A 13,064-nucleotide genomic window follows, 5' to 3' on the forward strand; every position below is an offset into this window, starting at 1 on the left:
GAGAAATATAATCTTACGATAATTTTTTTTTCACTATTTTTAAGGAGCTATTATTAACCAAAAAACAATTTAAATATGAAAAAATTAGGACCAATTATTTTCGGAATTATTATTGGAGCAGTATTAACGTATTATTTTTGCCCTCGTCAATGTGCTGATATGCCAACTATAGGTGAAGAAGTGGTAATACCAAAAGGTGTTATTTCTGTTGCAGAAGCTACAGTATTAAATGATAATTGGACTAAATACAGAAAACCTGAGATAGACTCCATTACTCAACGACAAGTCGGAAAAAATGATAACCGATGGGCTGGTTGGTCTTTAGAGGATATAGAAAACTATATAGATTTTGCAAAAAGAGAAGCAAAAAAACAGCAACAAGAAATAGCCGGATTTCGCATCTATTTTGGAGTTTATGGCGAAAAAGCACCTAACGATAAGGGGTATTTAAGTACTTTGTTTTGGGCGCCGCAGTTAAAAGCGGGCACATCAAAAGCAAGTTTTTCAAACTTTTCTTCTTCAGCGGTTTTGGAAATCCCACCTTTGAATGCAGGTACTGGAGGGCAAGGTGGGTATCCACAATAGTTTAATGAATGATTTTTTATTAGAATATTATAATAATATCACGTATAGCGTGGAAATTTTAGCAGCTGTAACTGGTTTAGTACTTTATAAAAAGTATAAACTAACAGCTGCTAAATATTTTATATGGTTTTTGGTTTATCTATCTGTTTGTGATTTTTTAAATTCTTACGTTCACTATATTTACAATGATGGTTTTTTAAGTTTTCTAAAGGATACTGTATTTATATGGAATTATTGGTGGACAACACTCTATTGGAATATTTTGGCCATTATTTTTTTTGCATTTTATTATTACAAAATTCTAAGTAAAAAGACTTTTAAAACTATAGTGAAATTTAGTGGATACGGTTTTTTATTATTTTCTATTGTTTACGTAATTATTAATTGGGACGCTTATTTTGTTAGCTTTTTTCCAATAATTAGTATTTTCGGAGCTTTAATAATATTTCTTTGCACCGTTTTTTATTTTATTGAAATATTGGAAAGCGATATGATACTAACCTTTTACAAATCCATTAATTTTTATATTAGCGCTGCTATTTTTATATGGTGGCTTATTATCACACCATTAGTATTTTATGATGTTTATAATTCAAATAAAGACTGGAATTTTATATTCCTAAAATGGCAAATTTATTTATTAGCTAATATAGTTATGTATTCAACTTTTACCTTTGCTTTAATATGGTGCAGACCACAGAAAGATTAACAAGTACAGCTTCAGAGCGTTATTTATTGGTGTATATGATATTAGTTTTAATTATCATTACATCACTAGTTATTGTGTTTTTTGTTGTATTTCAAAAACGAAAAAACAAATTACTTCAAGATAGGATAAAACAGCAACAGGCTTTTGAAGCGGAAATTATTCAAGCACAAACCGAAGCTCAAGAACAAACTTTAAAGAATATTGGCTGGGAATTGCATGATAATGTTGGGCAGTTATTGTCCTTTGCCAGTATGCAATTAAGTATTTTAAAAATGCAAGTAACGGATGATGTAAAAGACAAATTTAAAGATACAACTGAAGCTCTCAGCAATGGTTTAAAGGAAGTCCGAGCGCTTTCAAAAACACTTAATAACGACGTTATTTTGAATATAGGTTTTGAAAAATCTATTACCAATGAGCTAGATAGAATGAAAAAGATGAAGTTCACATCAGCTGAACTTAAAATTATTGGTGATAAAGTTGATTTTAAGGACAGAAAACATGAAATTATTATTTTTAGAATACTTCAAGAATTTTTATCAAATTCGGTAAAATATTCTGAAGCAAAAAATATTGGTATTACTCTAGATTATAAACCTGAAAAATTAACTATAACAGCTACCGATGATGGTAAAGGATTTGATATTAATGAAATTGAACAAGGTTCTGGTTTAATAAATATGAAGAGTAGAGCTGCATTAATTAATTCGAGTTTGGAGTTGAATTCTAAACCTAATAAAGGTGTTCAGCTAGTATTAAATTATCCTTTAAATTAGCTTAAAGAGTAGACTTGCCATTTCGACATTAAATAGAAACTGCATAATCATAAAAGTGAAGTAAATTTTACTATGTGATGTCTCAATCGTGTCTCATTTCGATATGACAAAAAACGAAGGTGATTATCCAAAATACTTAAATACGGTTTTCAAAAAGCTCATTTTACCCTTGTAAGGTGGATACCTAAACGAAGGGTCAAACCAATTACTTCTTTTTATAATAGGCTTTGTATTGGAAAACGTATCAAATCCATGTTTTCCATGGTATTGGCCTATACCACTTGCGCCAACACCTCCAAGGGGTAATCTGTGGTTTCCAAAATGAATTAATAAATCGTTAATTACCCCACCTCCAAAACTGTATTTTTTTATGGTTTCATCAACAAAATATTTATCATTTGAAAACACATATAGCGATAGAGGTTTGTCTAAACCCCATATTGTGTTTTCAATATCATCTTCGGTTTCAAAGGTTAAAATTGGTAGAACAGGACCAAATATTTCTTCTTGCATTATTTTGCTTTCCAAACTTGGTTCATCAATTATGGTAGGAGAGATGTAGCAATTCTCTGTACTTATTTCTCCTCCAAATACAATATTTTCAGTATTTATTAAAGCTTCAATACGTTTGGTGTTGGCTTCATTTATAATTCTTGGAAAATCTGGTGATGTTTTTGGGTTTTCCCTATATCGTCGAATTATTTCTGACTTTAAAGCTTCAATGAGTTCTTTTTTTATGTTGCTTTTTGCTATAACATAATCAGGAGCAATACAAGTTTGGCCTCCATTTAATAATTTACCCCAAACCAGCCTTCTAGCTACAAGTTTTAAATTAACAGAATCATCAATAATACAAGGTGATTTCCCTCCTAGTTCTAAAGTAACAGGTGTTAAATGTTTAGCTGCAGCTTTGGCAACAATTTTGCCAACTTTAGTGCTACCCGTAAAGAATATATAATCCCATTTTTGGGCTAATAATTTAGTTGAGGTTTCCACGCCGCCTTCAATAGAAACAGCTGTAGTTTCAGGGAATACATTGCGAATAATTTTTGTTATTATTTGTGATGTATTTTGGGTGAGCTCACTTGGTTTTAAAACAATCGTATTTCCCGCTGCTATAGCCATTATTAACGGTTCCATAGCCAAGAGGAAAGGATAATTCCAAGGGGCAATAACTAGCACAGTTCCGTAAGGTTCTTTGTATACGTAATCTCTAGAAGGAAAGGTTAATAATGATGCTTTAATTCGTTTTGGTTTCGACCAACGTTTAAGGTTTTTTATGGCTAAATTTAATTCAGAAATAACCAGTCCAAATTCACTTAAATAGGCTTCAAATTCTGATTTTTTAAAATCTTTGTAAAGCGCATCTAAAATATCATTTTCATGAGCTAAAATTTTAGATTTTAATGCTTTTAAAAGTGAAAGTCTATAATCAACATCTTTAGTTTTTTGGGATTTAAAAAACTGCTGTTGTTTATTAAGTATGTTTGAGATGTTATTCAATGTAAAGTGTTTTTTTAAAGATATTCAAATTATACTAAACAAGCATTCCAAATAGCATCATTGGGTAAAGGCGCATCAATTGAAACGGGTTCTTTTTTTACAGGATGAATAAATTCAATATGTCTGGCGTGTAAACTGATGCTTGCATCTTTGTTACTCCTATCAAAACCATATTTTAAATCGCCTTTAATTGGACAACCAATAGTTGATAGTTGTACTCGAATTTGATGATGTCTACCGGTTTCTAAATTAACTTCTAGTAAAAAATAATTATCTAATTTTTTTATGATTTTATAATGAAGAATGGCTTTTTTACTTTCTGGAATTTCTTTTGAATGTGCTCTTGATTTATTGTTTTTTGGATTCTTTTTTAACCAATGAATAAGCGTGTCTTCCTGTTTTTGTGGCTCGTTTTTTACAATAGCCCAATAGGTTTTTTTAATGTCTTTAGAAAGAAATAATTTATTTAATCTAGGAAGCGCTTTACTCGTTTTTGCAAAAATAACAAGACCTGTTGTTGGTCTGTCTAAACGGTGTACAGTGCCTAAATAAACGTTTCCTGGTTTGTTGTATTTGTCCTTTATATATTCTTTTACAACATCACTTAGGGGTTTATCTCCAGTTTTATCGCCTTGTACAATATCGCCTGCGCGTTTATTTACGATGATGATATGATTGTCTTCAAATAAAATTTGAAGGTTGTTTTTATTGGAAATAATTTTTTGTGCCACGATTTGTGATTTTTATCGCGCAAAGGCGTTAAGACGCAAAGTTTTTGAGGTGTTGAGTTGGACTACCTGCTGAGACTACGACTGAGAATTTAATACTGTTCACTTTCATTAGGGAAATCTTGCGATTTTACATCATCAACATAATTAGAAATAGCTTTCGTCATTTCATCATACATGTGAAGGTATCTTCGTAAAAATCTAGGATTAAATTCGTGAGTCATTCCAAGCATATCATGTAAAACTAAAACTTGACCGTCTACGTGCGGGCCAGCTCCAATACCAATAATAGGAATACTTACACTTTCTGCAACTTGTTTAGCTAAATCGGCTGGAATTTTTTCTAAAACTATAGCAAAACAACCTATACGCTCTAACATTTTGGCGTCTTCGAGTAATTGTTCTGCTTCTTGTTCTTCTTTAGCACGAACAGTATACGTTCCAAATTTATAAATAGATTGCGGTGTTAAACCTAAATGCCCCATTACAGGAATTCCTGCATTTAAAATACGTTTTATAGATTCTTTTACTTCTTTACCACCTTCAAGTTTTACAGAGTGTCCACCACTTTCTTTCATAATTCTAATAGCAGAACGTAAAGCTTCTTTAGGGTCACTTTGGTAGCTTCCAAAAGGTAAATCTACAACTACTAAGCTACGATGTGCTGCACGAATTACTGAAGATGCATGATAAATCATTTGGTCTAGGGTAATAGGCAACGTCGTTTCATGTCCTGCCATAACATTACTTGCAGAATCTCCAACAAGAATAACGTCTATTCCCGCGCCATCAACAATTTTTGCCATGGTATAGTCGTAGGCCGTAAGCATAGATATTTTTTCGCCATTGGCTTTCATATCTACTAATGTTTTTACGGTAATGCGTTTGTATTCTTTTTTGGCTACAGACATGTATGTTTTATTTAGTTTGCTTGTAAAAATACTAAATTAAGAAGATACTTTTGGAGTTTTCTTTGATGTGGGGTTTTTTATCGCGCAAAGGTGCTAAGACGCAAAGTTGAATACGTTTGATGAAATCTGAAAATTGTAACTGGAACTGATTTTTTTTATTGTTTTATAAAGAAATTTTACGGATTTGTAATAGCTACTTATTTGTGTGTTATTGCTTTTAGGTATGCCCGCGCAAGGGATTGAACGGCATGTTTGAAATCCCCGACGTAGGAGGGATTGAGTAGTGAAAGCCCGACCCTTGTGGTTGCGCCCAAAAAAATGACACGATAATACTTTGAAAACTCCTGCTGTGACTGATAAATGATAAGAATCTGCCACTGTGTCATATATTTTGAGTTGGCATAATGATTGACTTATACAACTTGAAATTAAAAATGAACATTCAAAATTAAAATATATTATGAGTAAAATTATTGGAATCGATTTAGGAACAACAAACTCTTGCGTTTCTGTGATGGAAGGTAACGAGCCTGTTGTTATCCCAAACGCGGAAGGTAAACGTACTACACCATCGGTAATCGCTTTTGTAGAAGGCGGCGAAATTAAAGTTGGTGATCCAGCAAAAAGACAAGCGGTAACAAACCCAACAAAAACGGTGTATTCTATTAAACGTTTTATGGGGAATAAATATTCTGAGTCTAAAAAAGAGGCAGAACGTGTACCTTATAAAGTTGTAAAAGGTGATAACGATACACCTAGAGTTGATATTGATGGCCGTTTATACACGCCACAAGAATTAAGTGCTATGATTCTTCAAAAAATGAAGAAAACGGCTGAGGATTATTTAGGAACTGATGTTTCTAGAGCGGTTATTACGGTGCCTGCTTATTTTAATGATTCACAACGTCAAGCGACTAAAGAAGCTGGTGAAATTGCTGGTTTAAAAGTAGAGCGTATTATTAATGAGCCTACTGCTGCTGCTTTAGCATACGGTATGGACAAAAAAGGTACGGACCAGAAAATAGTGGTTTTTGACTTTGGTGGAGGAACACATGACGTATCTATCCTTGAATTAGGTGATGGTGTATTTGAAGTTTTGTCTACAGATGGAGACACACACTTAGGTGGTGATGATGTTGATGAAAAAATCATCAACTGGTTAGCTGACGAGTTTAATGCTGAAGAGAATATGGATTTACGTAAAGACCCAATGTCTTTACAACGTTTAAAAGAAGCTGCTGAAAAAGCAAAGATTGAATTATCTTCTTCTGCTCAAACAGAAATTAACTTACCTTATATTACGGCTACTGCTAGTGGACCTAAGCACTTGGTACGCACGCTAACACGTTCTGCTTTCGAAAAATTAATTGACGATTTAGTAAAACGTACAATCGAGCCTTGTCAAACAGCATTAAAAGCAGCTGGTTTATCAATTAATGATATTGATGAAGTGATTTTAGTAGGTGGTTCTACACGTATTCCTGCTGTACAAGCGGCAGTTGAGAAATTCTTTGGAAAAGCACCAAGTAAAGGTGTTAATCCTGATGAAGTTGTATCGCTAGGTGCTGGTATCCAAGGTGGTGTATTAACTGGAGATGTTAAAGATGTATTACTTTTAGATGTAACACCTTTATCTCTTGGTATCGAAACTATGGGTAATGTATTTACGAAGTTGATTGAAGCAAATACTACGATTCCTACTAAGAAATCTCAAGTATTCTCGACAGCGGCAGATAATCAGCCTTCTGTTGAAATTCACGTATTACAAGGTGAACGTGCTATGGCGGCAGATAATAAAACTATTGGACGTTTTCATTTAAGTGATATTCCACCAGCAAGACGTGGAACGCCACAAATTGAAGTAACGTTTGATATTGATGCCAATGGTATCATTAAAGTATCGGCTGAAGATAAAGCAACTGGAAAGAAACAAGATATTCGTATTGAAGCCTCTTCTGGATTAAGTGAAGAAGAAATTGAGAAAATGAAAGCGGATGCTGAAGCAAATGCTGAAGCGGATAAAGCAGCAAAGGAAACTGCTGATAAATTAAATGAAGCTGACGGCATGATTTTCCAAACGGAAAAACAATTAGAAGAGTTTGGTGATAAATTATCAGAAGATAAAAAGCAACCAATCGTTGATGCTTTAGCAGAATTAAAAACGGCTTATGAGTCTAAAGATTTAGAAGTAATTACACCTGCTTTAGATAAAATTAACGAAGCTTGGAAAGTTGCTTCTGAAGAGATGTATAAAGCACAAGCCGAAGCTCAAGGTGGCGCACAACCAGGACCAGATGCTGGTGCGGGAGAGCAAGCTCAAGCTGAAGGTAATGATGTTGAGGATGTAGACTTCGAAGAAGTGAAGTAAAAATATTTAGATTGAATATAAAAGCGTTTACATTTTAATGTTAACGCTTTTTTCATATAAAATTTCTACTATTTATGAACCATAAACAAACCTCATATCATGAAAAAAATTAATTTATTATTTATTGCATTAGTATTAGTATTAACCTCGTGTTCTAGTGATGATTCAAAATCAGAAGTAATCCTTCAAAACAAGTTAGTATTAAATGGCGAAGAATACGAGATAAGTAAAGTTATATCTTATTTTGAAACAAATGGCGAACCTGCTGATTTCTATTATTTTGATTTAGCTTTTTTAAGTAAAGGGATGGATTTTAGTTTTAGTTCAGGTGAAACTTATGTAGATGGAACAGGCTCTATTTTGGCTTTTTCTCTAATAAGTGAAACAGCTCCAATAGAAAATGGAGATTACTTACATACTAAAAATTCTATTGAATTTGCGCCTTTTTATGTACATGAGCCTTATGCTTTGATTAATCAAACTTTTAATAATCAAGATTGGTACGATGATTTTGATAATTCGGTTGAATATACATATGAAGATACTTTCAGTAATGCTACAATTAATGTTGTGAAAAATGGTGATGAATACACAATATCGGGCTCTGGAACATTTAACAGCGTATCATTTTCTTTAGAGTATAAAGGAGAAATAGCTTTTGACCCAGAATCGGATGATATATAATTAGCAATTAAAATTAAATTCTAAAACGCAATCAGAAATGGTTGCTTTTTTTATGGAGTTACCCCAATGGAAAACATTTTATTTATGGTTTTCTATTTTAAAGTTATTGAATTATTCACGATATTTTTTTATTTGTGTTTGATTATTAGATGATTATAAAAAACATAAATTTTTATAGCAAACAAGGTAGGATTTTTTGCATCGAAGTTGTTATATAATAAATACCAAATCGAAAATTATTACACAATGAAAAACCTACTACAATTAACCTTAGTATTATTATGCCTTGTTGTTACTAATAAAACTATAGCCCAACAGGACAAAACCATGTATATTTTTGGGCATAGTTTAATTGTTCATGATCCTCCAACAATTCCAACACCATCCGATGAAACTAGCGTACCGCATTGGCTACATTTTTTAGCAGAAAATGCGGGGAGTTCAATAGGAGTTAGTGGACAATACGGGTTTTTACCAAATCATGAAGATCGAACGGCAAACGAAACTGTTAGAGCCCAATGGAATTTTGACCATGTTGCTCAAGCATGGAATTCTGATAATGAGGATTTTTCTGAAGTCGATTTTGATGTTATTCTTATTACAGCAGCAAATTTTATACAATATAAACCATCAAATCAGAATTATGATGGTCCAAATAGTCATACAAGCCCATTAGCTTCTATTCTAAACATATTAGATTGGGCAAAGGCGGAAGAGCCAAACGCGGTTCAATATATATATGAAAACTGGCCAAATATGAATGGCTTAGTATTAACAGAGGATGGCGAGTTTCCGCCTAGTGAAGCAGAATTTGAAAACTATCATGAAATAGCTTTAGGGAGTTTTCATGATTGGTGGATAGATTATCATGACTTTATACAATCGGCAAGGCCTAACGATAATATAAAAATGATACCTGTTGGGCCAATTATTAGTAAACTATTAACCGAAACGCCATTAAATGCTATTACCGCTGAAACTTTATATGAAGATGATTCTCCTCATGGTAGGCCTACCATATATTTTTTAGCGGCTTTAATAACTTATATGGCTATATACGAGGAAAAGTTGCCTGCAACTTATATAATACCTACTAGTGATACCGTTAATCCTGTTAGCCCTGTGGTTCAAGCAAATTATCAAGGCACTATTGATTTTATATGGAACGAACTACTTGCCTTTAATTATAGTAATGGGCAAAGTCGTGTTTTTGCTAATAATCCACTTAATGTAGACTATAGTAATGAAAATGTTTTAGTAGATATTTTTCCAAACCCAAGTGAAGGTGTTGTAAATTTTTCTGTATTGACAAGTTTAATTAATATAGAAGTTTATAATACTAATGGTGAAAAAGTGATAAAAAAGAATAAGTTTAGTAATTCTAGTTTAGATATTTCTGAATTGTCTAACGGACTTTATTTTATTAAATTAGAAGATGAGAATTATAACACCACTATAAAGAAATTAATAAAAAAATAAATTAGTATTAAGTAAAAGCAATCTTGAATGGTTGCTTTTTTTTATGTTGTTACTCATGAAAGAGCTTTTTATTCATGGTTTTATATTTTAAATTTATTGAACTACTTACGATGTATGTGTTTAATTATTAATTAGTTATAAAAAAGTGTAATTTTTTAGCACAAACAGGGTAGGATTTTTTACTATTTAATTGTTTTATAATAAATACCAAATCATAAAATTATTACACAATGAAAAACCTACTACAATTTACCTTAGTATTATTATGTCTTGTTGTTTCTAGTAAAACAATAGCTCAACAGGATAAAACTATGTATATTTTTGGACATAGTCTTATTGTTCATGCTACAGATTCTGATGAAACCACAGTGCCTCATTGGTTACACTTATTATCTCAAGAAGCAGGACATAGTGTTTCAGTTTCAGGACAATATGGATTCTTACCACAACACGCAAATCTACCACCTACAGCTCAATGGGGGTTTAGTGAAGTGGCTTCAGCCTGGGAATCTGACACTGAGGATTTTACTGATGCAAATTTTAATACCATTCTATTAACAGCTGCAAATTTTGCACAAGATCAACCATCAAATGTTAACTATCATGGAAATCCAACTACATCTCCTTTATCTGCTACTTTAGAAATTGTAGATTGGATTGATAGTCAAGAAGAAGAAGCAATAACTTATATTTATGAGAATTGGCCTGATATGGCTGGTTTTATTGCTGGGGAAAGTTTTCCACCATCAGAACCTGAATTCGAAAACTATAATAATTATACTTTAGGAGGTTTTCACGATTGGTGGATTGATTATCAAGACTTTGTTCAAGCAGCACGTCCAAACGAAAATGTTAGGATGATACCTGTTGGGCCTATATTGAGTAAATTGTTAATGGATACACCCCTAAATCAAATCCCAATTTTAGAATTATATGAAGATAATGCACCACACGGAGAGCCAACACTTTATTTCCTAGCTAGTCTCATAACTTATATGGCAATTTATGAAGAAAAAGCGCCATCAACCTACACCATTCCAAACACTGTAAACGGATTGGTACAAGCTAATTTTCAAAGTACAATAGATTTTATTTGGGATGAATTACTAGCATTTAACTACGGCAATGGAAGTAGTAGGGTTTTTGCAAACAGTGTATTGCATATTGACTCTAAAAGTTATAATAAAATATCTGTATTTCCTAACCCAACAAAAGATATCATTAATATAGCGAATCATAATTCTCCTTATACGTTCGAGTTATTTGACACAAAGGGATTAAGGATAAACCAATTAGAGGTTGTTAATCATGGTGTCGACATTTCAAATTTAACAGACGGTTTATACCTTTTGAAAATATATACGGAAGGAAATCAAGTTATAAAGAAAATTGTAAAACACTAGAAACTTTTGTTTATTTCTTATTGATGCACCTTGTTTTAAAAAATATAAGGTGCATTTTAATAAGATAGCGTTGATAATTTTTTAATCTCTACAAAACCAATACTTTTGATGCATACAATAAAGTATGTCATTATCATCACAAATAATATCAAGTTATAATCCTAAACGTTTAGCCGTAAAACTAAACTCAAAAGGAGAACAGTTTGTTTTACAAGGGCATCCATGGGTGTTTTCAAATAACATTACCAAAATAAGTAAGGATGCGAAATCAGGCGATTTAGCCATTATTTTTAGTAAAAATAAAAACCGAGTTATCGGCTTGGGCTTGTATGATGCTAATTCTCCAATTCGGATTAAAATGCTTCATAGTAGTCATGAAAAAGCTGAGATTAATGACACATTTTTCCATAATAAAATCAGCAATGCTTATCATAAAAGGCAACCTTTACTAAAAACAAATACCAATAGCTATAGATTATTATTTGGTGAAAATGATGGTTTTCCAGGTTTAATCGCCGATGTTTATGCATCTGTTCTAGTTGTAAAGATTTATTCTGAAACCTGGTTACCATATTTAGAGTCTATAATTCTAAGTTTGCAACAAATTTCAAAAGCTAAAACCGTAGTAATTAGGTTAAGCAGAAGTTTAGAGAAATCAAAATTGCATCAGCTTAAAAATGGAGAAGTCGTTTATGGTACACTAAAAAACGAAGTTGTGGAATTTGTAGAACATGGTGTTAACTTTTCAGCTAATGTCATTAAAGGCCATAAAACAGGTTATTTTTTAGATCATCGAGCCAATAGAAAACAAGTAGGAGAGTGGAGTAAGGGCCAAACTGTATTAGATGTGTTCTCTTATGCTGGTGGTTTTTCTGTGCATGCATTAGCAAACGGTGCAAAAGAAGTAACAAGTTTGGATATTAGTAAACAAGCTTTAGAAATAGCCATTGAAAATGGCAAACTAAATAAATATTCTGGAACGCACAAAACCATTGCAGGAGATGCTTTTCAAGAACTTAAAAAACTCATTAAAAATAAAATCACTTTTGATGTTGTTGTTATTGATCCTCCAAGCTTTGCAAAACAAGCTTCAGAAATTGAATTGGCTAAAAAGAAATATGCACAATTAGCAGAGTTAGGCGAAAAGTTAACCGCTAAAAATGGATTGCTAGTTTTAGCATCTTGTTCTTCACGAGTTTTAGCCCAAGCATTTTTTGATATTAATAGCCAAATATTAGCATCAAAAAAGAGACAATTTAAAGTAATATTAAAAACCCAACATGATATAGATCATCCTATTGGGTTTTTAGAAGGTGTATACTTAAAATGTGGGTATTATAGATTTGTAAATTAGTGTTCTATTTTTTTCTAAGTTTTTAAATGAATTCCCCTTTTTCATTGGTTCTAACAGTAAGAATTTCATCTTCATTTTTAATTTTAATTTTGTATTCCTGTTTTAAGGAATCTTTTTCAATGTGGTAATTAATATAGTAAACATCTTCAATGATTCCCCAATTAGGAAAACGTTTTGAAACGGATTGCATGACTATTAAAGGTAGTCTTACATTTTTGTACTTTTCAATGGTTCTTAATATTTTTCCATTGGTATCATACGCGGCTATTATTTTTCCTTCTGGAACATAAAAGGATACGCTATAAGTATCGTGTACATCATCGTAAAGTTTGGATTGTTCTATATTATTATAATTAAGAACTTCTTTTTCCAATTTTTTAACGCGTTCAGGAACATCATCTAAATCTGTAGCATCTAAATATTTGTAATTTACTGATATTAAAGTTTCTGGTAATTCGACTGTTTGCGCGCTGACTTGGATGGTTAATCCAAATACTAATAAACCTAGGACTATTTTTTTCATGATAAATTATTAATGATTTCAAAGTTCAAAAATAATTATGC

General features: G+C 32.1%; 12 protein-coding genes. 8 read left to right on the plus strand and 4 right to left on the minus strand.

The genetic code is table 11. From position 1 onward, the window contains the following. Positions 1-75: 75 nt before the first annotated feature. The 3 genes from Q0870_RS06860 to Q0870_RS06870 are packed head-to-tail and all read left to right on the plus strand — an operon-like array spanning position 76 to position 2,070. Positions 76-585, plus strand: a complete 510-nt coding sequence (locus tag Q0870_RS06860) for a hypothetical protein (protein WP_298553647.1) — start codon at positions 76-78, stop codon at positions 583-585. A 4-nt stretch (positions 586-589) separates the two neighbouring features. Beyond that, positions 590-1,294, plus strand: a complete 705-nt coding sequence (locus tag Q0870_RS06865) for a hypothetical protein (protein WP_298553650.1) — start codon at positions 590-592, stop codon at positions 1,292-1,294. Next, on the plus strand, positions 1,270-2,070 hold the full coding sequence (locus Q0870_RS06870; protein ID WP_298553652.1) for an ATP-binding protein: 801 nt from the start codon (positions 1,270-1,272) through the stop codon (positions 2,068-2,070). The genes Q0870_RS06865 and Q0870_RS06870 overlap by 25 nt, the downstream gene beginning before the upstream one ends. Before the next feature lie 123 nt (positions 2,071-2,193). Here the strand turns inward: Q0870_RS06870 and Q0870_RS06875 are convergent, their stop codons facing one another. From Q0870_RS06875 to panB, 3 genes are all read right to left on the minus strand, one after another. Continuing rightward, the gene (locus Q0870_RS06875; RefSeq protein WP_298553654.1) at positions 2,194-3,573 is read right to left on the minus strand and encodes an aldehyde dehydrogenase; all 1,380 of its coding nucleotides are present in this window, start codon (positions 3,571-3,573) and stop codon (positions 2,194-2,196) included. 29 nt (positions 3,574-3,602) lie between these two features. Then, entirely contained in the window at positions 3,603-4,304 is a 702-nt protein-coding gene (locus Q0870_RS06880) for an RluA family pseudouridine synthase (protein WP_298553656.1), read from the minus strand. An 89-nt stretch (positions 4,305-4,393) separates the two neighbouring features. Then, positions 4,394-5,212: a 3-methyl-2-oxobutanoate hydroxymethyltransferase gene (gene panB / locus Q0870_RS06885; RefSeq protein WP_298553657.1), complete on the minus strand. Its 819-nt coding sequence runs from the start codon at positions 5,210-5,212 to the stop codon at positions 4,394-4,396. Positions 5,213-5,672: 460 nt separating this feature from the next. Here panB and dnaK point away from each other — a divergent pair, with 460 nt between their 5' ends. The 5 genes from dnaK (at position 5,673) to Q0870_RS06910 (ending at position 12,500) form a co-directional block, all read left to right on the plus strand. Then, a complete protein-coding gene (gene dnaK, locus Q0870_RS06890) occupies positions 5,673-7,580 on the plus strand; it encodes a molecular chaperone DnaK (protein ID WP_298553659.1) in 1,908 nt (635 codons plus the stop codon). Positions 7,581-7,679: 99 nt separating this feature from the next. Further along, a complete protein-coding gene (locus Q0870_RS06895; protein ID WP_298553662.1) occupies positions 7,680-8,264 on the plus strand; it encodes a hypothetical protein in 585 nt (194 codons plus the stop codon). A 246-nt stretch (positions 8,265-8,510) separates the two neighbouring features. After that, positions 8,511-9,743 carry a T9SS type A sorting domain-containing protein gene (locus Q0870_RS06900; RefSeq protein ID WP_298553664.1) on the plus strand — a complete coding sequence of 411 codons (1,233 nt, stop codon included), beginning with the start codon at positions 8,511-8,513 and terminating at the stop codon, positions 9,741-9,743. 230 nt (positions 9,744-9,973) lie between these two features. After that, on the plus strand, positions 9,974-11,146 hold the full coding sequence (locus tag Q0870_RS06905) for a T9SS type A sorting domain-containing protein (protein WP_298553666.1): 1,173 nt from the start codon (positions 9,974-9,976) through the stop codon (positions 11,144-11,146). A gap of 124 nt (positions 11,147-11,270) precedes the next feature. Next, positions 11,271-12,500 (plus strand): class I SAM-dependent rRNA methyltransferase, encoded by a 1,230-nt coding sequence (locus Q0870_RS06910; protein WP_298553668.1) that lies wholly within the window; start codon positions 11,271-11,273, stop codon positions 12,498-12,500. Between the two features lie 22 nt (positions 12,501-12,522). Here Q0870_RS06910 and Q0870_RS06915 read toward each other — a convergent pair whose 3' ends face one another. Beyond that, positions 12,523-13,023 carry a nicotinate-nucleotide adenylyltransferase gene (locus Q0870_RS06915; protein ID WP_298553671.1) on the minus strand — a complete coding sequence of 167 codons (501 nt, stop codon included), beginning with the start codon at positions 13,021-13,023 and terminating at the stop codon, positions 12,523-12,525. Positions 13,024-13,064 lie beyond the last annotated feature (41 nt).

Origin of the sequence: uncultured Algibacter sp., assembly GCF_947487575.1 — a bacterium.
Taxonomy (GTDB): Bacteria; Bacteroidota; Bacteroidia; order Flavobacteriales; family Flavobacteriaceae; genus Algibacter_B.